The organism is Leptotrichia sp. oral taxon 417, assembly GCF_013394865.1.
GTDB classification, from domain to species: Bacteria; Fusobacteriota; Fusobacteriia; order Fusobacteriales; family Leptotrichiaceae; genus Leptotrichia; species Leptotrichia wadei_A.
Map to the genome: position 1 here is coordinate 2,042,916 of NZ_JABXYV010000001.1, position 25,069 is coordinate 2,067,984.

A 25,069-nucleotide genomic window follows, 5' to 3' on the forward strand; every position below is an offset into this window, starting at 1 on the left:
AAACTGATAAAAATTAATTAAAATTAGAGTTTAAATAAATAGACCAGTTGTTTCAAGTTCGATTTTAAAGCAGTCCTGCTACAACATTAGTTTCAAGCTTGTATTTTTAAAAAATACAAAAAACGCAAGGATTATTTAAATTCATCCTTGCTAAAATTATATCATGCTTTAACTAAAAAGAATCTGGTGATGAAACAACGTTCAAGTTTTCATCTATTTCAAAAATTAATGGTTTTCCAGTTGTTAAGTTTAATTTCAAGATATCTTCATCTGAAATATTTAACAAATATTTTATTAATGCTCTCAAGCTGTTTCCATGAGCTGCTACAATAACATTTTTACCTTCTTTTAAGCTTTTTGAAATATCTGAATGCCAGTAAGGTAACACTCTTGCGATTGTATCTTTCAAACTTTCTCCAAGTGGTGCTTCTTCATCAGTTAAATCAGCATATCTTCTGTCTGATTTTGGATAATATTCACTTGATTTGTCAATTGCAGGTGGTGCAACATCAAAACTTCTTCTCCAAATAAGAACTTGATCGTCTCCGTATTTTTTAGCAGTTTCTGCTTTGTTTAATCCTTGTAATGCACCATAGTGTCTTTCATTCAATCTCCAAGATTTGTAAACTGGAATGTACAATTCATCCAATTCTTCCAAAACATAATTTAGAGTTTTGATAGCTCTTTTTAAGTAAGAAGTATAAGCAACATCAAAAACTAATCCTTTTTCCTTTAATGCTTTTCCTCCAGCTTTTGCTTCTTCAACTCCTTTAGGACTCAAATCCACATCTTTCCAACCAGTAAATTTGTTTTCCAAATTCCATTGGCTTTCACCATGTCTGATTAATACTAATTTCATAAGTTTCCTCCTTAAAATAATATTTTTATTAATGTTACACATTTTATGCTTAAAAACCTGAACCTCCCACGACTAAAGTCGCAGGGTTTTAAAATCTTTAAAAGTATTTAAAAATTTTCTAAGAATCTTGATAGCACAACAACTATCCTTATTCTTTTAGGCGTGTTCAGCTCACCCCTATTGTATAGGACAACATTTAAGTCCACAACTTTACTTTTCTTTAGAATATTTAATACTCCATTACAGTCTTCAATCAAAGATATTATATTACATATTCTACATTTTATCTACTAAAATTTTTCCATATGCTTACTAAATTTTCGTGCAATTCATCTCACAACTAAAATTCCGAGTATTCTTGCACTATTTCATAAACTTTTTTATATTTAATTGCAGCAAAACTGCTTTAAAATTGAACTCAAAAATTACAACTGGTCTATTTATTTAAACTCTAATTTTAATTAATTTTTATCAGCTTAATCTTAAAAAATCAACTATTTTTCTTCAACTTCCACAACTGTTTCTGAAACAGCTGTATTTGTAGATAATTCTTTTTCAGCAATTAAATCTTCAAGACGTTCTTTTGTTGTCATCAATTCTTCAAGATTCATGTTATCGTAAGTTGCTTCTGAAGATGTTTTTATATTTATCCCTTGTTTTCTTAAAAAACTGTCAACTTTGCTTTGATTTTTTTTGTATAAATAGTAACCAACTGCAACTGTTCCCACTCCAACTGCCGCTCCCACTAAATGCTCTTTCTTTATACTTCCGAATTTTATCATTTTATTACCTCCAAATTTTTAATTTATTTATTATATTTTTTCAAATAATTATATATTAATATTTTTTTATAACTATGTGAATTACTCCTACTTGTAGAATCTGGTGATTTCTTGATATCTTTTGTTAAATTCTTTTACTTTAAATCACAATTTATTTCAAAGCTATATATTTATCATCCGAATCTTCATCTGATCTCTTGCTAAAGAATATATGATCTATTAAATCACTTACATTCTCAATAGTTTTATCATTTTTCACATCCACAACATAATGGAATTTCCCATTTTCAGCTTTTAACCGATAAATTCTCACTTCTTTATTCGATACATTATTTAATACAAGGTGTCGTCCAAAAGTTGTAAGCCACATAAGTGCTATTGCTGTAACTGATCTATTCGCCATATAGGATCTTAAAAGATACAATGCTGGTAAAATTTCAATGTCAAAGAAACCTTTTCGTTGTGTTTCCATATAGGCATGTTCCATAATTGCCGCTGTCGTAAGTCCCGCTGTAAAATTATTTATATCCAATTGTAATTTTTCAATTTTACTTTTTCCAAGTCCGTACAAGAAAGAAAGCAAAATCGCAGCTCCAGAATATACAGACAACGAATCTATTGATTTTTCCTCAAAATCTTCCACTAATTTTACTGAAGTCATGCCGTGCTCAACTGATAATGCTGTCGCAGTTCGATAAATCACTTCATCAATCGTAATTTCCTCTGGCTCAAAAGTTATAAGCAATGTATTTATAGTTTTATTATATCGTAACGCTGTACTTTTTGCTCCAACTTTTATTGTTTCAAAAAATTTTTTTGTGTCAATAATTTCGTGTGAAACTTTAAATCTGACACGATTCGGTAACTTATGCAATACCGTCAAAGTTAATTTTTTCATATAATTTCCTCCAAAATCAGATACGCCACAAAAATTCTATTTATTGACATCATATTTTAGAAGTCTTAATGAATTTCCAACTACTAAAATTGTTATTGAATTATGTAAAACTGAACTATATATTGCTGGTAGCAATCCTGTCGCACCTAATACAAGTGCAAAACTGTTTATTCCAATCGCCATCGCAAAATTTTGTTTTATAATTTTTACAGTATTTTTAGCTAAACCGATTACAGCTGGTATTAACAACGGATCGTCAGAAGTTATTGTAACATCGGCAGCTTCCATTGCGACATCTGTTCTAGTGCTTCCAAGTGCTATTCCTACATTTGCGTAAGAAAGAGCTGGAGCATCGTTTATTCCATCTCCAATCATAATAACTTTTGATCCGATTGAACGGAATTTCAATATATCTTTCGCCTTATCTTCTGGTAACAATTCAGATTCGTATCTATCCATCGACATACTATTTGCAATGGTTTCAGCCTGTTGTCTCAAATCTCCCGTAAGTAGCACAATATCGTCTATTCCTTGATTTCTCAAACGGTTCATAGCTTTTTTGATATTTTCCCTTGGTGGATCAGAAACTCCGATTACACCGATTAAATTCTCATTTTTAGCCACATAAATAACGATTTCTCCATTATTTTGCATTCCTTTTACCACATCAGTTGATATTTCTACTGAAATATTGTTTTCTTCCATGTATCTTCTGCTTCCCACACGAATAATATCCTTATTTACATAAGTTTCGATTCCTCTTGCCACTCTAATTACATCTTCTTTATGTCGTGGTATTTTTAATCCTCTATTTCTTACTTCGTTTAAAATCGCACTCGCCAAAGGGTGTGTAGAAGTTTCTTCAGCAGCCGCAGCTAATGCAATCATTCTATTATCTTTCATATTTTTAGCAAAAGTTTTTACTGTATGAACTTTAGGTTTTCCTTCTGTAATTGTTCCAGTTTTATCAAATATTACAGTATCAGCCTTTGAAAGTTCTTCCAAATAATTGCTTCCTTTAATCAAGATTCCGTTTTTAGCAGCTGTATTAATTGAAGCAGAAAATGCTGTCGCTGTCGACAATCTTATTCCGCATGAATAATCAATTACAAGCATACTCAACGCCTTTTGTAAATTTCTAGTTGAAGCATAAACTATTCCAGCAAGAAGGAAATTTAACGGAATCAACTGTGCAGAAAATGCATCGGCGTAAGATTGAATGTCCGCTTTGTTAAATGAAGCATCTTCCACCAATTTTATAATTCTTGAAGCCGTTCTGTCATCTCCAACTTTTTCAGCTCTTACAGTAATATTTCCGCTTTTCAAAAGCGTTCCAGCAAAAACTTCCTGTCCTGTTTCTTTTTTAACAGGCATATATTCTCCAGTAATCGCCGATTGGTCAATTACCGCACTTCCCTTTTCAATTGTTCCATCGACACTTATTTTTTCTCCAGTTTGAACAAGTATCAAATCACCTTTTTTAATTTCTTCAATTGGAACTTTTTTCGCCACTTGGTCTTCATCTTCAGACGCTTTCCAAACATAGTTTTCTCCAACACTTAGCATATCTTTAATTACGCCACGAGTTTTTTTCATAGTATAAGCCGTCAAAAGTTCTGCAATTCTTTCTAAAATCATAATTGTCAAAGCTGTTCGCTCACTTCCTAAAGCGATACTACTTACAATCGCCGTAGAACTCAATGTATCCGCATTCGGACGCTTATTCTGAATCAATGACAAAATTCCATTTTTTAAAACAGGCAATGCCAAAGAAATTGTTGAAATAGTTTTGTAATTAAATAATCTTCTAATTCCAGTCAATCTCGTTTTTGGACCTGGAAGCAAAAGCAATAATACTGCCGCTCCAATATTTTTCATAATTTCTTTTGGTGATTCTTCTTGTAATCGTCTTTCTATCACATATTTATTCGATGCTTGTTTTTTCTCATTTTTGTAAATATCCACCAAATACCCATTCAATGTATTTTGAAGCAAAGATACAAAATTTTCTCCAGTTAGCGAAAAGTTATCAAAATAAATAAGTACAGAACCTGTAATAGTTGAAATTTCAACACTTTTTATATAATGAACTTGCATTAAACGCTTTGTTATTTCTTCTTTGTGAACGCCAAGATATTTTAACGCTCTTGAACGAATTCTGATTCTCCCACGAATTTCATGCAAAATCTCACAATTTAGCAAATAATTTCTACCAGCCATAAAATTTTCCTTTCTTTTTATTCCACAAACTTAAAGTCTTTTTATCAAATCATAAAAAATTTCCAGATTATCTTCTATTTCTTTCAAGGATTTATTTTCGTACAATTCAGGATGATTAATCACTGTTTTCCAAACTTTATTCATCCATTCCAATATTTCCTTTTCTGAAATCAAATTTGGATCATAATAAAGCAAAATTTTATTCGTTATATACGAATATTCAACACTTTTTATCCCTTTTTTCGACAAAATAAGTTTTTTTACTTCATTATCATATTTTTTTAATTCCTCTGGAACTTTTGATAAATTTGGAACGAATAGCCTAAGTCTTCCAGGAATACTGTGCACTACCTTTATCTGATTAAACATCAGATATGTTGTTCTAAAAAAATTTTCTAACATGTTTTTCCCTTTCAATTTTTTGTCTACTATTTTCTTTTCTCATCTGATAAAAGTCTAGAAGCCCACCATAACAATGTAGCTCCTTTAGGTAATCCTGGAACTTTCCATATTTTTTTTATTCCATAAAAAATAAAAATACCTGCAGTTAATGTCTTCAAATCCAAATAACCTTTACTCTTGTTATAAACAGCCATATCTGCTGATTCAAATACCTGTTTTAACAACTCTTTTATTCTCCCAGGTTTATTTTTCAAGGCTTCCTCATCCAAATGAAGCAATCTCAACACTACCAAATACAAAAAAGAACTTTCAATAACTTTTTCATCAAAATAAATCAGAATACTTCCAGTAACAGAATTAACTTCCACAGAATTTATTCCTTCTATTTTACGAATATTATTTAAAAATTCCTTTTTTATCTCCTCGTCATCCTTCAGCACTTCTGTCTGCAACCGCAAACGCCCATTTTGATAATGTTTCACTTGAATAACGCCATAAAAACTTTGTAACATAACCGACTCCTTAACCTTTTTTATAATTCATTATATACCTTTTCATTTTAAATTACAAGATAGATTTTCTTCATAATCTTTTTAAATTTTTATTTTTACCTTTACTTTAGACAAAATTAACGATACAATATAAAAAAGAAAAAGGAAAAATAAAAAGGAAAAATATGAAAAAAAGAAATGTAAAAATCATTTATCAATATGATGGAAGCAAGTTTTCGGGATTTCAAAGGCAAAAGGATAATAATATAAAAACTGTTCAAGGAGAAATTGAAAAAGTAATTTTAAAAACATTTTCCCAAAATATAAATATGATTTCTTCAGGAAGGACTGACAAAGGCGTTCATGCAATAGAACAAGTTTCTAATTTTCTAATTGACGGCAATATTCCTCTGGAAGCAATAAAAAGGCAAATTAATAAATCTTTGAAAGGTGAGGTTAAAATTTTAAATATCACAGAAGCAAATGAAAATTTTAATGCACGTTTTGATGCTAAAAATAGGGCTTATTTATATATTATGAGAGCAGAGGAGGATATTACGCCATTTGAGTCAAATTACATAACTGGTCTTAAAGAGAAAGTGGAAGTAGAAAAATTTCAGAAAATAATGGACTCCTTTATCGGAAAACACGATTTCAGCAGTTTTATGAAAAAGGACAAGGCTTATAGAAATCCTGTGAGAGAAATTTTTTATATAAAATGCTATTATGATAAAAAATTCGGGAAAAATCAGGTAAATATTGAAATTTGCGGAAATGGATTTTTAAAAACTATGGTCAGAATTATGATTGGCTCAGCACTTGCTGTTTATTTTGGAAAAGAAAAAGAAGATTATATTATAAAAAGGCTAAAAAATCCTGATGCTGATAATAAAAAGATTTTAGCACCTTCAGAAGGGTTATATCTGTATAAAGTGAATTACTAAAAAGTTATTATTAAAAAAAGAAAAAAAAGAAAGAGAGGTTTTATGAAAAAAAATTATAAAATAAAAATTCTGGATGCAAAAAAAGATTCAGATTTGTTATTTAAAATTGTAGAACATGAAAACGAAGTTTTTGGAGAAGCAACTGTTGGGAACTGGAATATTAAGCCGTTTGCTAAATATGGAAAAGTTTTTGCAATGTTAAGCGATGATAAAGACAGTAAGGATGAATTAATGTCGGTTATTGAGGTTTTAAACAGTTTTGACAGGGAAATTGCTTATGTTTATGGAGTTTCTACTGTCCCAAAATTTCAAAAAAACGGATATGCTAGAATACTTCTTCAATTTGTAATGGAAACTTTGAAGGAAATGGGAATAAAAAAAATAGAACTTACTGTTGATATGGATAACTTTACTGCGAAAAGAATTTATGAAAAATTGGGATTTAAAATAGTGGATAATTTAGATAACGAATATGGAGACAATGTTGAACGATATTTGATGAGATATTCGATAAAATAAGAATTATTTTGTTTATTAACTTTTATATAATAAAATTAAAATGATAATCAAATAAAATAAAGATATAATATAATGCAACTTAATTTTTATGTATTTAAAATTTGAGGAACACTTTTATTGTTTGGTAAAAAATTAATCAAAATTTTAAAATTATTAAATATATTAATTGTAATACCCCCCATAAAATTATATTGAGGAGTGATTAATTATGAAAAAATTAATATTAGGAATATTTTTATTATTTAGCGTTCTTAGTTTCTCAAGATACGTAGAACGTTGCAAAATAGTGTCAGATAATATTTGCGTAAGTTTAAAATCAGGAAAAAGATTTAATTTTAGCGGTCATCCTTTTGCATCAGCTGCATATGGAAGCGTTTACAGAGTATATTTTGAAGGAAATGGATATAAAAACCTGTACTTCACAGGAAATGAATATCTCTACAATTAAATTTATTTTGTAACAAACTAAGTCAAAAAATTTCCAATACTTTTTAGTAATTTTAGAAATTTCTATTTTTACCAGACAATAAACATTAAAAATCTAATTTTTATACTCAAATAATAAAATAAATAAATTTAAAAATAAAAAAAGAAAGGAATCAACTATGAAATTATTATTAAAATTAGCAATTTTAATTAGCAGCATTTCAGGATTGGCAAATGCAGCTGAAAAAGTATGTATTGATCCAGGACACCAAGCAAAAGGAAATATGCAAACTGAAGAAATAGCGCCTGGTTCAAGCAAAAGAAGACCAAAAGTAGCTTACGGAACAAGAGGTGTTGCAACTAAAAAGCCTGAATATCAGTTAGCCCTTGAAGTAGGCTTAAAATTAAGAGATGCTTTAAAGGATAAAGGATACTCAGTATTTATGGTAAGAGAAAAAAATGATGTAAATATAAGCAACAAAGAAAGAGCCTTAATGACAAATAAAGAAGGCTGTGATGTATATTTAAGATTACATGCAGATGCAGGAGGAAGCAGTAACAGAGGAGCAACTGTACTTACATCATCATCTAAAAATCCGTACACAAAAAGCGTACAGCAATCAAGCGATAAATTCTCAAAAGCAATCCTGTCAGAATACACAAAAGCAACAGGCTTCAAAAGCCGAGGCGTTTCCTACAGAGATGACCTGACAGGAACAAACTGGTCAACAGTTACAAACACATTACTAGAAATGGGATTCATGACAAATCCTGAGGAAGATAGAAAAATGGCTTCTCCTGACTTCCAAAATGTGATGGTAAAAGGGATTGTAAATGGAATTGAAAAATATTTTAGAGAAAAATAACAAAATTTTATTTTAATTTGAACAATAAAAAAATCTGTCATAATTGGCAGACTTTTTTATATAAAGATTAATTCACTAATATTATACCTCATTATTTAATTTTTAAAAATAAAATAATATTTCTTAAAATCAAAAAATTTTTTCCACTATAAAAAGGCTGCTAATCCCAAAACAGCCTTTATTTTTTAACATCTAATCTTATTTAAAATTTAATAGTTTTTCCACTTCATTTCAACTAATCTCTATCAAATTTCACCTCAAATTCTTTCCCCAAAAATGCAATCCCAATCTTTAAAACTTTCTCAACCCCAGCGTTTCTCAAAACTGAAGAATATTTTTTTTCATCAATTTGTCTTAATGCAATCTCGCATTCTTTCTCAAGTTTCTTTTTTAAATTATCTTTTTCTAATTTTTCAACTAAATTCACAATTTTTAACTCAAAAATTATTCCTTCTCTTCCTCCTAAAATATTTTTAGGTTTCAAAAGCAAGTCATATCTACCTTTTCCTGCAAAGCCATTTGATGTAATTTCATATTCATTTCTTAATTTCAAAATCAACCCCAACATCAATCCATGATAAAATTGCTCTTTATAATTTCCATTTACATCAAAAATTCCAGTATTTTCCAATAAAATTTTATTCAGTTCAAATTTAAATTTTTCAATATCTCCACTTTTTAATGCATTAGTAAATTTTGAAAAATTATTAGAATCTCTAAAATAAACTTCTATAAACATTTTAGAAAACATCTTCAAAATTTCTTCATTTGGAATTTTCAAATAAACTTCTTCTTCATCTTCATCGTTTTTTTTGGCTAAAGTTAAGTATCCACTATGAAAAAATAAGTTCCATATATTTTTCTCAAAATTAGCTTCTAAATTTCCAAAAGTCATACTATCATTAATCGTTTCAAAAATATTTTCTTTATTTAAAAGTCTTGAAAACTCATCAAAAATCTCATTCTTCAATTTTTCCAAATATAACTGAATCAATCCATTCCCACTTGTATTTACCCAATAAGGTCGCAATTTCCCCTTTTTCAAAAAATTAATAATCGACCAAGGATTATACACTTTTGTATCTCCGAACAAATAACCATTGTACCATTTTTGAACATCTTCCAACTCATATTCCAAACCAAAATCTTTCAAAGCATCTTCAACTTCATTTTCCATAATCCCAAAATATTCCGTAAATTCACTATCCAAAATCGTATGAACTTCCAAATTATTCAACCCTGAAAAAATATTTTCCTTCGCAACTCTTAAAATTCCAGTTATTACACCCATTTCAAGATATTCATTATCCTTCAAAACAGATCCGTAAAAACTTTTGAAAAAATCAATAGTTTCGTTGTAATAACCATTTATATAGGAATTTATTATTGGCTGATCATACTCATCAATTAATACAATCACCTTTTTCCCATAATATTCATACAAATATTTTGACAAATTTAACAAAGAATTTTTCCAATCTGCTAAATCTAAAGTTCTTCTTACTGAATTAAATTTTTCAATCTCAATTTCGTCCATTTTTTCAGTTAAAAATTTATATTTTGTATAAAGCCTTTCAATAATTCCTTTAACTTCTCTAAATCCACTTTCCCACTTTTTTTCATTATAATCTTTAAACGAAATTGAAATTACGGGAAACTCCCCTTGTTTATTAAAATATTCACTTTTAGAAATATTAAGTCCTTCAAATAAGTTTTTGTTTTCATCTTTATTTTTAACATCAAAAAAATATTTCAACATCGATATATTCAGTGTTTTCCCAAATCGTCTTGGACGAGTGAATAATTTTACTTTTGAACGATCTTCTAAAATATTTTCAATAAATTTAGTTTTGTCAAAATAATAGTAATCGTATTCTATAATTTCTTTAAAATCAGATAATCCAATCGGTAATTTCTTTTTCCTTTTTTTCATAATAATTCCCCCTTTTTTTTAAATACTTTTTTCAATTTTATCAAAAATATAAACATTTTGTCAATTACATTACTTGATACTTTTCAGTAAATTTATCATAAAATTTTTTTATAATTTTTAGCATATCAATTGAAAATGTTTATTTATTTAAATATTTAAAACTGTTATGAATAGCCTATTTATAATACTTTTTTGATCTTAATTAAAATTTTTTAAAAAAAATGAAAAAATTTTTAAAAAAAGTGTTGACAAATTTGAAAAAATGTAATATTATATATTTGTAGTTAGCAACCTAAGTTAGAGAGTGCTAACAAAAAATAAGGAAGGTGCCGAGATGAATGATAGAGAGCAATTAATTTTAAAGGCTATTATCAAACATTATCTGGAATTTGGCGAGAGCGTGGGATCACGGACACTTGAGAAGAAATATAATATTGGAGTGTCTTCAGCCACTATCAGAAATACAATGGCAGATTTGGAAGATAAGGGTCTGATTGCAAAAACACATACATCTTCTGGACGTATTCCGACAAGTGAAGGATATAAGCTGTATGTCGATGAGCTTTTGAAAATTAGGGATATTTCCCAAGAAGAAAAGGCAAAAGTCATGCAGGCGTACAATAAACGGATGAATCAAATTGATATGATATTTGAAGAAACATCCAGGTTATTGTCAAAGATTAGTCAATATGCTGGAGTCGTTTTAGAGCCGGCATTTACGCAGGAAGGTGTAAAAAAAGTAAAACTGGTGCATATTAATGACACGACTGTACTTGCTGTGGTTGTAATGAATTCATCCCTTACAAAAAATTTGAATATCTTTTTGGAAAATCCTGTAACTGAAAGCGAAGTTGAGAAAATAAATAATTTCTTAAATGAAAAAATTGCAAATAGTCAGTATTTTACATTATCTGATTTAAAGGATTTTTTCACAAATACAAATTTATTTTCACAAAGCGATTTTCAAGGCAACGGGATTTCAGATGAAGGAAAGTTATTTTTTGAAGGCGGAACAAATCTTATTGAAAACAATACATCCGATGTAATGAACATTATAAATCGTGTAAAATTGTTTAATAACCCAAATGATTTGCGAAATATATTTTCACAGTTTTTGCAAATGGAAGAGTTTAAGGATGGAGAGGTAAATGTAATTTTTGGAGAAGATTTGAAAATTGCAGGACTTGAAGACTTCTCATTCGTGTTTTCAGTTTATACGTTAAATAATGCGAGAGGAATTATCGGTGTAATTGGGCCAAAGCGGATGGAATATTCAAAAACAGTTGGATTAGTTGAATATGTAGCAGAAGAAGTAAATCAATTATTAAATCAAAAAAATAAACAATAAAGAGAGCGGGGTTTTTAAATGTCTGAAAAAGATTTAGAAAAAGAAGTAAAAGAAACGCTAGATAAAGAAACTAAAGAAGCTAAAGCTGATTCTACTGCAAAAGAGGAAGTTAAAGAAGAAAATCCTTGCGAAGTAATCGCAAAACTTGAGGCGGACTTGGAAGAATGGAAGAGCTCTTATACAAGAAAATTAGCTGAATTTCAAAACTTCACAAAAAGAAAAGAAAATGAAGTTGCTGAAATGAAAAAATATGCTTCGGAAGGTATTATTACAAAATTATTAGATAATATTGATAATTTAGAAAGAGCTGAACAAGCTTCTGCTGAAACTAAAAACTTTGACGCATTGGTTGAAGGAGTTAATATGATTTTGAGAAATCTGAGAAATCTTTTGACTGAAGAAGGTGTTGAAGAATTGGAAGCAGCGGAAGGTGTGAAATTTAATCCTTATGAACATCAAGCAATGATGACTGAAAATGTGGAAGATTTAGACAATGATGTTATTGTGAAAGTGTTCCAAAAAGGATATAAATTGAAAGGAAAAGTTATTAGACCAGCGATGGTAACAGTTAATAAAAAGTAATTTTGTAAAAGTTATAATTTGAAAATTCAAAGAATAAATTTTAAAATAATACTTTTATAAAAAAATTAAATAAATTGAAAATTAAGGAGAATGATATATATGAGTAAAATAATAGGAATAGATTTAGGGACAACAAACAGCTGCGTGGCAGTTATGGAAGGTGGAAACTTTGCGATAATACCAAATAGTGATGGAGGAAGAACTACACCTTCAGTAGTAAATATTAAAGATAATGGAGAAATTATAGTTGGGGAAATTGCTAAAAGACAAGCGATTACAAATCCTGATTCAACAGTAATTTCAATTAAAACACAAATGGGATCAGATTATAAAGTAAATATTCATGGAAAAGATTATACACCACAAGAAATTTCAGCAATGATTTTGAAAAAATTGAAAAAAGATGCTGAAAGCTATTTAGGAGAAACTGTAACAGAAGCAGTAATCACTGTACCAGCTTACTTCACTGATGCTCAAAGACAAGCAACTAAAGATGCAGGAGAAATTGCAGGACTTACAGTAAAAAGAATTATTAATGAACCAACAGCAGCAGCATTATCTTATGGATTGGATAAGAAAAAAGAAGAAAAAGTGCTAGTATTTGACTTAGGTGGAGGTACATTTGACGTATCAGTATTGGAAATTGGAGATGGAGTAGTAGAAGTTATTTCAACTTCAGGAAACAACCATTTAGGTGGAGACAACTTTGACCAAAAAATTATTGACTGGTTAGCTGATGAATTTAAAAAAGAAACTGGAATTGATTTAAGAAATGATAAAATGGCAATTCAAAGATTGAAAGATGCAGCAGAAGATGCTAAGAAAAAATTGTCAACTACATTAGAAACACAAATTTCATTACCATTCATCACAATGGATGCAAGTGGACCAAAACATTTGGAAAAGAAATTAACTAGAGCAGCATTTGATGAATTGACAAAAGACTTGGTTGAAGCAACTAAAGGGCCTGTTAAACAAGCGTTAGAAGATGCAAACTTAGATCCAAGTGGAATTGATGAAATCTTATTAGTTGGTGGATCAACAAGAATCCCAGCAGTTCAAGAATGGGTTAAATCATTCTTTGGAAAAGAACCTAATAAATCAATTAACCCTGATGAAGTTGTAGCAGCAGGAGCATCTATTCAAGGTGGAGTATTAATGGGAGACGTTAAAGACGTATTGTTATTAGATGTAACTCCATTGTCATTAGGAATTGAAACAATGGGTGGAGTATTTACTAAGATCATTGATAGAAATACTACTGTGCCAGTTAAAAAATCACAAGTATTCTCAACAGCAGCAGATAATCAACCAGCAGTATCAATCGTTGTATTGCAAGGGGAAAGAGCTAGAGCGGCTGACAACCATAAATTAGGAGAATTTAACTTGAACGACATCCCACCTGCACCAAGAGGAGTACCTCAAATCGAAGTAACATTTGATATTGATGCAAATGGTATCGTGCATGTATCTGCTAAAGATTTAGGAACAGGAAAAGAAAACACAGTAACAATTTCTGGTTCATCTAATTTATCTAAAGAAGACATCGAAAAAATGAAAAAAGATGCTGAAGCAAATGAAGCTGAAGATGCTAAATTTAAAGAATTAGTAGAAGCTAGAAACCAAGCTGACCAATTAGTAATTGCAACTGAAAAAACTATAAAAGAAAATGAATCTAAATTGCAAGGAACTGAAAAAGAAGACATCGAAAAAGCAATCGAAGAATTGAAGAAAGTAAAAGATGGAGACGACATCGAAGCAATCAGAAAAGGAATCGAAGAATTGTCGAAAGTATCTCAAGGATTTGCAACTAGAATGTACCAAGAAGCAGCAGCGGCTCAACAACAAGCACAAGGTGGAGAAACAGCTGGAGATAACAATAATTCTGGTTCTGATGATGTGGAAGATGCAGAAGTTGTGGATTAATTAAGAAATAGAAATTTAAAGTGAAAAATAGGAATGAGAAGGGGAATTAGTTCTCCTTCTTTTGCAAAAAATAATTGTTAAAATAAAATTATTATAAAAAATAATAAATTCAATGAATCTCAATGAACTCAATCGATTCTGTAAATAAAAAAATTTGAATATTGTTTCATTTTCTTATATAATTAAAATAAAAAAGATTGTAGAAATTTATTTTATACAATCAAGAAAGGAAAACAATGGGACCTTTACTTTTAAAAGTGATAGAAAAATTTTCAATTCTACTTGGAGCTATTTTTTTTGGCATATTCGTAGGAAAATTGTCATTAGAAAAGGGGGCAAATTCTATATTATTATATATAGCAGTTTTTGGTGGTTTTTTTATATTCTTCGTTTTATTTTTAGCAATACATGGTAAACTTGGGTATATAAAATTCGGAAAAGATTCTGATACAGAATTTTACTTAATGGAAATAATTTTAATAGTAATAAGTTTGATCACCGTATTATTCACAGTAGTACATTACTTAAAAAATGGAAATGAAATAAATTTGTTAGATTTAAAAAATACCCCTGAAAGTTTATTTTTATTAATATCTTGTATGATATTGTATAAAGAACAGCTTAAAATAGAAGAAAAAATAGAATTAATTGAAAGATTAAACGTGCTTTCTTCTTTTATTGAAAAGTATGATAAAAATAAACTAAAATCAGACAGAAAGAAAATAGCATATGATGAATTAAAAAAAATGGCTAAATTACATAAAGATAGAAGATGTTGTTTATTTTCTGAAGAAGAAGTAAACAAATTAGAAAAATATAGAGCCTTACTTGAGACTGAAATGTAATTTAAACAAATAGGATGATAAAATGATGTATAAAAATTTGAGAAAATCTTTAAAAAAGGATGTGTTAAAGATGGAAAGTACAATAAATACCCTAAAATATGGGAATGTTGAAATTGCAGTTGCAGATAGAGGAGCGGAATTAAGAAGTTATAAAGTGGATGGAGAAGAGTTTATGTGGGACAGAAAGCCTGAGTTTTGGGCTGCTACTTCGCCTGTGCTGTTTCCGTTTGTTGGAACTATAAAAAATGGGGCTTATAGTTTTGATGGGGAAAAGTATGAAATTTCTACACGGCATGGGTTTGCTCGGACTGAGGATTTTGAACTGGTTGAGAAGTCTGAAAACTTTTTGAAGTTTAGGTTTTCTTCTAATAAGGAAACTTTGGAGAAGTATCCGTTTGAGTTTGAATTGTTTATAACTTATACAATTGTTGGAAATACTCTGGAGATCGGGTATAATGTTGTGAATAAAAATGATTCTGATATATATTTTTCGCTTGGAACACATCCTGCATTTGCACTTGATGTAAATGATGACATAAAATTGAGTGATTATTATTTGGAATTTGAGAAAAATGAGACTTCAAAGAAATATAAATTGAATGAAAAAGGGCTTGTTTTAGATGAAAAAGCTGATTGCTTGAATAATGAAAATAAATTGCATATTACTGAAACAGTGTTTGATGATGATGCGATAATTTTTGAAGACTTGAAATCAGAAAAGGTTGTGATAAAAAATAGTAAAAATTCAAAAGAGTTAAGTGTTAAATATAAAGGTTTTCATTATGTTGCATTTTGGAGCAAATCGAAAGCTCCGTTTGTGTGCATAGAGCCTTGGTATGGAATTTCTGATTTTGAGAATACGAGCGGGAAATTAGAAGAAAAAATTGGAATTTTGAAATTGGAAGCTGGAGAGGAATTTTTTGCAAAATTAGTTATTGAAGGAAAAAAATAAACAAAAATTTAAATTTTATATTGGATTTATTGGAAAATTAAGTTATAATATATTCAATTAACTTTAAAACTGATTATTAAACAATTATATTTTTAGTATGATATTTAAGGTTTAATGTAGACTAAAAAATTATAAGTTCCATTAGTTGACAATATTTTTATGGAATTATAATAGAAGGAAGTGAAAATGTTAGATGTACTAAAAAATAATTTAAAAAAGTTTTCAATTTTTGTAGGTGCATTTTCGTTTGGAAGATTATTTTATAATTATGGCATTAATTTCTTTAATTTACATATAATTATATATTTTATAATCATGTTAGGAATTTGTTTTTTCGTTAGCAAATCACTAAAAATAGGATTTGGAAATGCGATTGTTGAAACTTTTTTATTAGTTTTAATTCATATATTTCAATTGAATATAAGTTTTAAATCATTTTTATATGGAGTTGCCATATTTATTTCAATTAGTTCAATTTTTAATAAAATAAGAGAGTCTAGAAAAGGAAAGGATTCCATTACAGGGATTTTATATTTATTAATTGCCTTAACAGTACTATTTGTATTTTATAAAAATCCAGGTTCTATATTGTACTTTAGAGGTGTAGAAAATATAACTAACGAAATGTTAATATTGTTTGGATTAATAAGTTTAATTGGAAGTATTTAAATTTATTGTACCAAAAATAAAATTAAAGTTTTTGAATAAATAATTATAATTTATAAAAAATAAAAAACATAAATAGATAAAATAAAATTTGCAGAAGCGGAAAGGATAAAAGATAGAAAATGGCAAAAAAAGATTATTATGAAGTGCTTGGCGTACCTAAAAACGCTTCGGAACAGGATATAAAAAAAGCGTATAGGAGTATGGCGAAAAAATATCATCCAGATAGAAATAAGGATAATCCTGAAGCTGAAGCCAAATTTAAGGAAGTACAGGAAGCAAATGAAGTATTAAGCGATCCGCAAAAAAGAGCGGCTTATGACCAGTATGGACATGCGGCATTTGAAAATGGAGGAGCTGGAGCAGGTGGCTTTGGTGGACAAGGCTTCGGTGGACAAGGTTTTGGCGGTGCTGGCGGATTTGATTTTGAAGATTTAGGAGATATTTTTGGAAGCTTTGGAAGTTTTTTTGGTGGAAGAGGTCAAGCTCAAAGTCAAGGACCAAAAGTGCATAGAGGAGATGATTTAAGATACAACTTGGTATTAACTCTTGAAGAAGTGGCTTTTGGTGTAGAAAAAGAATTAAAATATAAAAGAAATGGACAATGTCACACTTGTCATGGAAGCGGTGCTGAACCTGGACACGGTACAAAAACATGTGATAAATGTAATGGTTCGGGACATATAAAAGTTCAGCAAAGAACATTATTTGGAATGGCAAGCGGAATACAAGAATGTGATAAGTGTCACGGAACTGGAAAAATACCTGAAAAAGAATGTCATACTTGTCATGGAACAGGTTTGGAAAGAGAAACATTTACGAAAAAGGTAAGATTCCCGTCAGGTCTTCAAACTGGACAAAAATTAATAGTAAGAGGATGTGGAGATGCAGGAGCAAACGGTGGAATCTTTGGAGATTTAAGAGTATATATAACTGTTGCAAAACATGATATTTTTGATAGAATAAGTGAATATGACATTCGTTGTGAAGTTCCTTTAAAAATGACAACAGCTATTTTAGGTGGCGAAGTAGAAGTACCTACACTTAATGGTAAGAAAAAAATTGTAATTCCAGAAGGAACTCAAAACGGAAAAATCTTTAGATTGAAAAATGAAGGAATAAAATATAGCCGAAGTGAAAACAGAGGAGATGAAATTGTAGAAATAAAAGTAGAAACTCCAACAAATCTTACTGACAAGCAAAAGGAAATTTTACGTGAATTTGACGGTTCGCTTGACAATAAGAAAAATTATAAAAAAGCTCATTCATTTAAAGACAAAATAAAAAGATTTTTCAGTAAATTTGAAAATTGAAAATTCTGGCAATCATAAAAATAAAGATTGATAAAAATTATACTATATTTAAATAAAAATACTCTGATTTAAATTAATTGGAGTATTTTTTTATTATTCCCTTTGATACCAGATTTACTTACAAAGATTAAAGACTTTTGTCAATAAATAAAATATAATTTTAATTTAATGAAATTTAATATTGAGAACAATAAACCTTTGATAACTATGTAAACTTAAAATTTAGTAAAACAAATATCCTGAAGCAGGTAAAAAACTTAAGTTATCAAATATATCAAATACTAATATCAAAAGAATTTGAATATATTCCTAAAAACAAGAATATTATAATAGAATAATAACAAAAATCACATTATTTTAAAGTATAATATTAATTAATTCAAAAAATTAAAAAAAGGAAGGAAAAGTACAATGAAAAAGTATGTAGCAGAATTTATTGGTACAGCTGTCCTAGTTCTATTCGGTTGTGGAACTGCAGCAGTTTTAGGTACAAAAGGTAGCGAAGTCAATGTCGCCTACTTAGCAACAGCCTTTGCATTTGGATTATCAATCGTAGCAATGGCCTACTCAATCGGAAACATATCAGGATGCCATATCAACCCTGCAGTTTCGATCGGAGTTTTATTATCAGGAAAAATGAGCATTAAAGACTTTATTGGATATGTTATTGCTCAATTTTTAGGAGGAATCTTTGGAGCATTTATCTTAATGTCATTGATTGGAAAAGAACATGGATTAGGTACAAACGGATTATTTGATGCAAGTATTGGAAAATCATTATTAATTGAAATTATTTTAACATTTGTATTTGTAATCGCAATTTTAGGAGTCACTTCAAAAGTCTCAAATGGAGCGGTTGCAGGATTAGTAATCGGTTTGTCATTAACTTTAATTCATATTTTTGGAATTCACTTTACAGGAACATCTGTAAATCCAGCAAGAAGTTTTGGCCCAGCATTATTTATGGGTGGAGATGCATTAACATCAGTTTGGGTATTTATTGTAGCACCTCTAATTGGTGGAGCATTAGCAGCCCTTTGTTATAAATGGTTATCTGCTGAAATTGAAGAATAACGAAAATTAAAAGTTATTTTTCCTTTTAAAAATAAACTAAAAAAACTGCATTTCTTATTTATTTAAGTGCAGTTTTTATTTAATTTTTATTTTTTTAAAATCCTAATACTATTGTCAACATCACATCTTTCGAGTTTAGTTCCTATAAATGCAGCTTTAAATTCCCATTTCTCATTTATCCCAGCATTATCAACTGTATCTTCCTGTCTTCCCCAATTCATTTCCAGCTTCATCATAACAAGAAATTGAAATTTTAATAAAAAAAAACATAAATCATCCACAATAACTTTATGAATCTTTATGTTAATATAAATACTATATTTATTTTTTTGTTTAAATGGTGCCCACGCATAGTTATTTAGCTAAAAATGTGTATTTGAAAGATAAAAGTTGTCAGTAAGTTGCCAGTAAAATTTCAGTTACTTTTTTAAAATTTCTTTTCATAAAATTTCAAATTCTCACCCTAAATTGTAATATTAAATGCAACATTTTTCAAATTTCCTCAAATTTAATTTCATGTAAAAATTTTTCAAATGGTGTTGCATAGTTTAAACATTTTCTAGGTCTTGAATTTATTAGCATTAAGGTTCTTAGCAAGTCTTCTGTTTCTACTTTTGATATATCGGTCTTCTTTGGTTAAAATTCTCTTAGAAGACCGTTACTATTTTCATTGCATCCTCTCTGCCATGAGCAATAAGGATCTGCAAAATAGAAATCTATTCCCATTTCCTCTACTTTTTTCCATCATGAAAATTCTTTTCCTCTATCTGATGTAAACTTCTTTCGGAATATTTGATGTTAACTGCTTTATTGCTTCCAACATCGAATTTTTACTTCTATCTGGCATTTTTATTGCTACATAAAATCTCGTCTTTAACTCCACAAATGTTGCAAAACAAGCTTTGCTCTCTCCTCTTGACGAAACTACGGAATCCAACTCCCAATGTTCAAAAACTTCTTTTTTTTGACTTCTTCTGGTCTTTCACTAATTGACTTTCCAATATTAAATTTTCCTCTCGTTTCTTTAGTTTTCGCTGTTTTTCCTTTTCTTGATACATCAAAAAAATTCTTATACAGCCAGTTGTAAATAGTTTTAAAAGATAATTTTCCTTTTAGTTCTGGTCCTACAATTTGTTCTGGCGACCACCTTTCACAAAGTTTAGACTCTATCAAATTCTTTAATTCAGAAGTGATTTTGTAATTTCTACCTTTTTTAATTGGCATTTATTTGAGCTTTTTCAGCACAGTATTCACCTTTAACTCTCTTAATTTCTCGATAAATAGTAGTCCTATCTTTTTCAAGAATTTCAGTAATTCTAGCTATTTTGTAATTTTCTTTTAGCAAAACCTCTAGTTTATTTCTTTCATTTATGGTAAAATATTTATGACTCATGATATATTTCCTTTCGTTAATGTTTTTGTGGTTACTAACATTTTAACACGAAATTATCATGAGTTCTATTTTATTTTAAAATTTGTTGCATTTTATTATACAATCTATCATTCATTGCAGTTACTCAATTTCTTTATTCCGCTAACTTCATTTAGAGGAATTGCACTAGCAATAGCGGTTAACAGTAAAAATAAAACCACAAAATTAAACCTCATTTTGCCCACTTCCATTCTATTCACTGAATTTGGACTTTGTTTAACTACCAACTCAAACTCTCCTTCTGATAATTCACTCAATATTAGTTTCTCATTGGAACATTCAAAAGTCCTTCAAAGTCTATATATTTCAGGTCATCTGACTTAAAGAATAAAAATGAAAATTTATTATTTCTTAACTTTTCTACCCTTAAAAACTCTGTCTTGCACGTCAAATAGTATTCATCATTTTTTTCAAGATCCTTCTCAAGATTAAATATTCCACAGACATAGTTATTTGCATTTACCAAAAATACATTTGCATTCCCAATTTTATCAGGAATAATTATCTTATAGTTATCTTCCCTTGTTAAATTCAAATCCTTATACAAAATTATCTTGTGCGGTATCTTTATCTCATTTTCGTGGTGAATCCTAACACTTAACTTGTCATCAAACAGAGCTTGAACCATAGGAAGCCCATTTTCATTATATTTATTAATACTGTAATCTGGCCTTGCCCCTCTAAATTTTAACAGAATATTTATCAGTTCCTCCCTGGTAGGATTCTCCAAATATATATCCACAAGTTTTTCCTCTACTGCAATCTGGTACATCTCGTTATACGACTTTCTTCTCAATTCGTCTTCATAAAATAATCTCATTTTTATTTTTTCCTTTCTTCATCAATTCAGTTTTTATAACAAAATTTTCCTCATTCTATCATCAACCCCTTAATTTAAATTAAAACTACACATCAAAAATTTCTTCAAAAACCTTCAAAACCTCTTTTTTTAAAAATCCTTAATTTTCTTATTTCTATTTGTCTTCCCCTTTCATTCTTTTGAGAAAATATTTCTTCCTCAACTGCTGTGGCGTAAATTTCTTTTCTTCTTCTACTTCTGTTTCTTCCACATTTTCCACAACTTCCTCTCCAATAGCAATTCCCAGCATTTCTCCAAAAGCCTTTATAACTTCATATTTCCTTATTGTCTTGCCTTTTTCAAATTTCACACAATAATTATCATGTTCAACAGCCGACTTTATCACATTAAATGTCCTCATTTTTTCAGCTTCATCAAAAAGTTTCACTCTTTCTAAAAACTCTTCTTTTGGAAATATTATTTTATCATCTTCTCTTAGAAGTGGAAGTAGCCTGTTGCGGATATTGTCGTAAGTTTGTTCTTTGGGTTTTTTAGGCTTTTTAAATGAAGTTTTTTCTAATTCAGTCAATTTATTTTCATTTAGTTTTTCAACTTTTTGGGTTTTGACTTGCAACAAACTATCTTTTTCAGTAATTTCTTCATTTGATTTTATCTCTGACTCTTCATTTTCAATTTCTTCTTTTATAAAAAATTTCCTTTTGTATAATTTATCATCTATTTTAATTTTCTGTTCCGCTTTTATTCCCTTTATCTTAAAATTTTCCTTGTCCAAAATATAATATCCTGATAAACCCAGATCAAAATCCATCTTTTCAAAGATTTCCTTTTTTAACAAATCCCGAACCTTTGAAACAAGTACATTCCTGCTCATCCTGTTATCATAATAGTCCATCCTGAAATTCAATTTTATATTATTTTTTTCTTCTTCATCCAACTTGAATATTAGTTTAACAGGTATTTTTTCATCTATTGGTATTGACTGAATAATATATTCCACCTCAAATTCATTCTCATCATTAATTTGTTTATCATAAATATCTAAAAATAAAAATGAAAGTGGAGTTTCAGTAAACAGAAGCCTTCCAAAATAATCTGAACTAATTAACTTTTTATAATTGAAAATCGTAAGATGAATTCTGTTGGCAAATTCATTTCTGTCCTTAAAATATTTAAATAAATTTTTATCTATATTTTCAACAATTAACTCCTTATTTAAAATTTGAGGATTATTTTTATTGGAAAAATCAATTATGAAAACATTATTATCTTCTTTTATTTCCTTTAAAATTTGTAATTCAAGATTTGTATTATAGTTTTCATCATTTTTAAAAAATTCTATTCCTGTTATTTCATCAGTAATATTTTGAATATTTATTTTTTGACTTTTTAAAATACTTTCTTTTTTCATTGAATTTTGACATAATTTATATGTTAATAATATTTTAAGTTTATATTTTTCTATTTTTCCTAACTTCATAAACACTTCTCCAATTATACTTAAAATTTTTTTATTTACCCAGTCCTATAACTAATTGTTCACTCAATTGTTCTATACCTGGCTCAGAAAATATTTTATTATACCAGTAGTCAGCTAATTTTTTATCACCCAATTCAGAAGCTAAACTTCTTGCTATCGACATTGCTATTGCTTTTTTATTATTAGCAGGAATAGAGTAATATTTTAATGCCTGTCTTAAATCTCCTGCATCTTCATAAATCTCGCCCAAATAAAAATTAGAATCAACATCTCCCCCATCAATTGCCATTTGAATCCATTTTTTAGCCGTTTCCACATCTTTTTTCTCATCATAGTAATATGATCCAACATCTCCTGCTGCTCTTGCAACTCCTTTTTCATAAGCAATTTTATACTTTTCAACGGCTTTTTCATTTGATATATCTACATACATTTTTGCTATTTCATAATAACCTTCATTATTAAGTTTTGCAGCTTCTAAAAATATTTTTTCAGCTTTTTCATAATCTTTTTTTTCAACAAATTTATTTGCTTCCTCTGTTAAATCAAAATACTGCTTTTCTTTTTCCGTCCCAAGCATGTATTCAATGTCTTTTTTCATATAATCTTTAACACGATAAATTTCTTTTTCTTCTAGTATTTGTTTTTGACATTTTTTTAGTTCTTCCCAATTTTTTTCTTTATAGTACATTTTTGCAAGAAAATAAATTGCTTGGCCTTCTTTTTTATTAGCAGCCTGCCTTAAATATATTTTAGATTTTTCCTTATCATTTCTATTGTAATAAAACATTGTTAATGCATATGCAGATAATCCTTTGTTATTCTTTACACCTCGTTTGTACCATTTTTCCGCCTTTTCAAAATTTCCTGCTTTTTCTTCCTTCTTCTATCATAACATCTGACGTTTCCTCCCACTCATCTGCACCACAATTATTTATTATACAATTTCCACTCTTTGTACATTTTATGGTACCTTGTATATAAAAAATTTCTGGATCTTTGTCTACTGTTGTACCCATTCTACTATTTTCATTTAATTTATAAAAAGCACTAGCATGTGTTGGGGTAAACATTATGCTATTTCCAGTTTCTTCATAAACGGAAGCTTCCTGTTTAGAACACCATAATCTTGCACCAAAGGTTATATAACTTCCATTCCATTTTTTATCTAAAAATATAAGTTCTGCTTCTTCTGCTGTTTTTCTTGCTTTTTTTCATTTTCTTTCCAATGAGCAAAATCATTTAAAGTTGTAAGAAAACCATTCCACATTTTAATAAATATATTTTTTTTACTCATTTTTACCCAAATCCTTTATCAAATATTCTAATTTTTTTAAATATTTATCATATTTCTTATCTTTTTTAACTAATTCTGCATAAATTTTCTTAGCTTCATTATATTTTTTTTTATTTTTATAATATCCTGCTAATTTAAACAAATATTTTTCTCTTTCAGGTTCTGATAAATTAAGAATTAATTTTTTTATTTTACTATTAGAATTTGTCCTAATATACAAATTAAATAAAATATCGATTGTTTTTTTACGATTTCCATATTTTTTTAATGTTTTTAATAAATATTCTTCTGACTTTTCATATTGTTCTGTTTCTATATAAAATTTCCCTAATAATTCTTCTGCAACATATTCATTGTCTTTAAAACTTTCTTGTATTAATTCTTTATATAAAATTTCAGCCTCTACATATTTTTTTTGATTTACTAAGTATCTAGCTTTTAATAATTTAATATTTATATTATCTTCATTTTTTTTTAAAAAATTTTCTATTTTATTGGTATAACTTATTGGATTTGAAGTAAAAGTCAAATAAAATAATGCTTGATCAAAATTTTCATAGGAATAATTTCCTTGTTCTAAAGTTTTTAATCGATACTCTTCTGCTAAATTATATTCTTTATTTGTAAAATAGTATTCTCCTAATTTTCTACTTGCCTCTTCAATGCCTCTATCTGAAGCCTTTTTTAATTTTTCTAGATAAATATTTTTATTTTTAAATTGATAGTATAATGCTATTTGATAACCTGCTCTTGCATCATATTTTTCTATACTTTCAAAATATTTTTTTGAAATTTCAGGATATATTTTATTTAATTCTAAACCTTTCACATAAATTTTATTAATTTCTTCTTTTGAGGGATTTTTCCCTATTTTTTTTATTTCTGATTTTGCCTGAATTAATTTTTCTTTTTCTCCTTTTCTTGTATCATTAGAACAGTTTAATAAAAATAAACTTAAAATAACAATTAAAAAAAATTTTTTCATTTATATCACCTC

General features: G+C 28.5%; 26 protein-coding genes and 1 pseudogene. 12 read left to right on the forward strand and 15 right to left on the reverse strand.

Annotation, left to right across the window (positions count from 1 at the left end):
- Positions 1-172: 172 nt before the first annotated feature.
- The 6 genes from gpmA to HW276_RS09355 all read right to left on the reverse strand — a co-directional run bounded on the left by gpmA (position 173) and on the right by HW276_RS09355 (position 5,673).
- The gene (gene gpmA, locus HW276_RS09330) at positions 173-859 is read right to left on the reverse strand and encodes a 2,3-diphosphoglycerate-dependent phosphoglycerate mutase (RefSeq protein WP_147004277.1); all 687 of its coding nucleotides are present in this window, start codon (positions 857-859) and stop codon (positions 173-175) included.
- Positions 860-1,353: 494 nt separating this feature from the next.
- A complete protein-coding gene (locus HW276_RS09335) occupies positions 1,354-1,641 on the reverse strand; it encodes a hypothetical protein (protein WP_178938259.1) in 288 nt (95 codons plus the stop codon).
- Between the two features lie 151 nt (positions 1,642-1,792).
- On the reverse strand, positions 1,793-2,539 hold the full coding sequence (locus HW276_RS09340; protein WP_178938260.1) for a hypothetical protein: 747 nt from the start codon (positions 2,537-2,539) through the stop codon (positions 1,793-1,795).
- A 36-nt stretch (positions 2,540-2,575) separates the two neighbouring features.
- Positions 2,576-4,759, reverse strand: coding sequence for a heavy metal translocating P-type ATPase (locus HW276_RS09345; protein WP_178938261.1), 2,184 nt, complete (start codon positions 4,757-4,759; stop codon positions 2,576-2,578).
- Between the two features lie 30 nt (positions 4,760-4,789).
- Complete coding sequence (locus HW276_RS09350) at positions 4,790-5,161, reverse strand: HMA2 domain-containing protein (RefSeq protein ID WP_178938262.1); 372 nt, start codon at positions 5,159-5,161, stop codon at positions 4,790-4,792.
- 26 nt (positions 5,162-5,187) lie between these two features.
- Positions 5,188-5,673 (reverse strand): HMA2 domain-containing protein, encoded by a 486-nt coding sequence (locus tag HW276_RS09355; RefSeq protein ID WP_178938263.1) that lies wholly within the window; start codon positions 5,671-5,673, stop codon positions 5,188-5,190.
- A gap of 164 nt (positions 5,674-5,837) precedes the next feature.
- Here HW276_RS09355 and truA point away from each other — a divergent pair, with 164 nt between their 5' ends.
- From truA to HW276_RS09375, 4 genes are all read left to right on the forward strand, one after another.
- The gene (gene truA / locus HW276_RS09360; RefSeq protein WP_178938264.1) at positions 5,838-6,596 is read left to right on the forward strand and encodes a tRNA pseudouridine(38-40) synthase TruA; all 759 of its coding nucleotides are present in this window, start codon (positions 5,838-5,840) and stop codon (positions 6,594-6,596) included.
- 42 nt (positions 6,597-6,638) lie between these two features.
- Positions 6,639-7,115, forward strand: a complete 477-nt coding sequence (locus tag HW276_RS09365) for an N-acetyltransferase (RefSeq protein ID WP_178938265.1) — start codon at positions 6,639-6,641, stop codon at positions 7,113-7,115.
- Positions 7,116-7,323: 208 nt separating this feature from the next.
- Complete coding sequence (locus HW276_RS09370) at positions 7,324-7,563, forward strand: hypothetical protein (protein WP_178938266.1); 240 nt, start codon at positions 7,324-7,326, stop codon at positions 7,561-7,563.
- A gap of 157 nt (positions 7,564-7,720) precedes the next feature.
- On the forward strand, positions 7,721-8,407 hold the full coding sequence (locus HW276_RS09375) for an N-acetylmuramoyl-L-alanine amidase (RefSeq protein ID WP_178938267.1): 687 nt from the start codon (positions 7,721-7,723) through the stop codon (positions 8,405-8,407).
- Between the two features lie 235 nt (positions 8,408-8,642).
- Here the strand turns inward: HW276_RS09375 and HW276_RS09380 are convergent, their stop codons facing one another.
- The gene (locus HW276_RS09380; RefSeq protein WP_178938268.1) at positions 8,643-10,340 is read right to left on the reverse strand and encodes an AAA family ATPase; all 1,698 of its coding nucleotides are present in this window, start codon (positions 10,338-10,340) and stop codon (positions 8,643-8,645) included.
- Positions 10,341-10,674: 334 nt separating this feature from the next.
- Here HW276_RS09380 and hrcA point away from each other — a divergent pair, with 334 nt between their 5' ends.
- The 8 genes from hrcA to HW276_RS09420 all read left to right on the forward strand — a co-directional run bounded on the left by hrcA (position 10,675) and on the right by HW276_RS09420 (position 19,046).
- Positions 10,675-11,688, forward strand: a complete 1,014-nt coding sequence (gene hrcA, locus HW276_RS09385) for a heat-inducible transcriptional repressor HrcA (protein WP_178938269.1) — start codon at positions 10,675-10,677, stop codon at positions 11,686-11,688.
- A gap of 18 nt (positions 11,689-11,706) precedes the next feature.
- Positions 11,707-12,270: a nucleotide exchange factor GrpE gene (grpE, locus tag HW276_RS09390; protein WP_178938270.1), complete on the forward strand. Its 564-nt coding sequence runs from the start codon at positions 11,707-11,709 to the stop codon at positions 12,268-12,270.
- Positions 12,271-12,369: 99 nt separating this feature from the next.
- A complete protein-coding gene (gene dnaK / locus HW276_RS09395; RefSeq protein WP_178938271.1) occupies positions 12,370-14,196 on the forward strand; it encodes a molecular chaperone DnaK in 1,827 nt (608 codons plus the stop codon).
- A gap of 257 nt (positions 14,197-14,453) precedes the next feature.
- The gene (locus HW276_RS09400; RefSeq protein ID WP_178938272.1) at positions 14,454-15,041 is read left to right on the forward strand and encodes a hypothetical protein; all 588 of its coding nucleotides are present in this window, start codon (positions 14,454-14,456) and stop codon (positions 15,039-15,041) included.
- Positions 15,042-15,063: 22 nt separating this feature from the next.
- Positions 15,064-15,993, forward strand: coding sequence for an aldose 1-epimerase family protein (locus HW276_RS09405; RefSeq protein ID WP_255460431.1), 930 nt, complete (start codon positions 15,064-15,066; stop codon positions 15,991-15,993).
- A gap of 186 nt (positions 15,994-16,179) precedes the next feature.
- A complete protein-coding gene (locus tag HW276_RS09410) occupies positions 16,180-16,662 on the forward strand; it encodes a phosphatidate cytidylyltransferase (protein WP_178938273.1) in 483 nt (160 codons plus the stop codon).
- Positions 16,663-16,781: 119 nt separating this feature from the next.
- Complete coding sequence (dnaJ, locus tag HW276_RS09415) at positions 16,782-17,972, forward strand: molecular chaperone DnaJ (RefSeq protein ID WP_178938274.1); 1,191 nt, start codon at positions 16,782-16,784, stop codon at positions 17,970-17,972.
- A 411-nt stretch (positions 17,973-18,383) separates the two neighbouring features.
- Positions 18,384-19,046 carry an MIP/aquaporin family protein gene (locus tag HW276_RS09420; protein ID WP_178938275.1) on the forward strand — a complete coding sequence of 221 codons (663 nt, stop codon included), beginning with the start codon at positions 18,384-18,386 and terminating at the stop codon, positions 19,044-19,046.
- Positions 19,047-19,132: 86 nt separating this feature from the next.
- Here HW276_RS09420 and HW276_RS11860 read toward each other — a convergent pair whose 3' ends face one another.
- The 8 genes and pseudogenes from HW276_RS11860 to HW276_RS09450 all read right to left on the reverse strand — a co-directional run bounded on the left by HW276_RS11860 (position 19,133) and on the right by HW276_RS09450 (position 25,057).
- Entirely contained in the window at positions 19,133-19,267 is a 135-nt protein-coding gene (locus HW276_RS11860; protein ID WP_255460432.1) for a hypothetical protein, read from the reverse strand.
- A 271-nt stretch (positions 19,268-19,538) separates the two neighbouring features.
- A pseudogene (locus tag HW276_RS09425) lies at positions 19,539-20,439 on the reverse strand (IS30 family transposase).
- A 298-nt stretch (positions 20,440-20,737) separates the two neighbouring features.
- Positions 20,738-21,298, reverse strand: a complete 561-nt coding sequence (locus HW276_RS09430) for a hypothetical protein (RefSeq protein ID WP_178938276.1) — start codon at positions 21,296-21,298, stop codon at positions 20,738-20,740.
- Positions 21,299-21,452: 154 nt separating this feature from the next.
- Positions 21,453-22,775 carry a hypothetical protein gene (locus tag HW276_RS09435; RefSeq protein WP_178938277.1) on the reverse strand — a complete coding sequence of 441 codons (1,323 nt, stop codon included), beginning with the start codon at positions 22,773-22,775 and terminating at the stop codon, positions 21,453-21,455.
- Positions 22,776-22,806: 31 nt separating this feature from the next.
- Positions 22,807-23,565, reverse strand: a complete 759-nt coding sequence (locus HW276_RS09440; RefSeq protein WP_178938278.1) for a sel1 repeat family protein — start codon at positions 23,563-23,565, stop codon at positions 22,807-22,809.
- 67 nt (positions 23,566-23,632) lie between these two features.
- Entirely contained in the window at positions 23,633-23,848 is a 216-nt protein-coding gene (locus HW276_RS09445; protein ID WP_178938279.1) for a hypothetical protein, read from the reverse strand.
- 95 nt (positions 23,849-23,943) lie between these two features.
- On the reverse strand, positions 23,944-24,072 hold the full coding sequence (locus HW276_RS11865) for a hypothetical protein (protein ID WP_255460433.1): 129 nt from the start codon (positions 24,070-24,072) through the stop codon (positions 23,944-23,946).
- Positions 24,065-25,057, reverse strand: coding sequence for a lipopolysaccharide assembly protein LapB (locus HW276_RS09450; RefSeq protein WP_178938280.1), 993 nt, complete (start codon positions 25,055-25,057; stop codon positions 24,065-24,067). The genes HW276_RS11865 and HW276_RS09450 overlap by 8 nt, the downstream gene beginning before the upstream one ends.
- Positions 25,058-25,069: the final 12 nt, after the last annotated feature.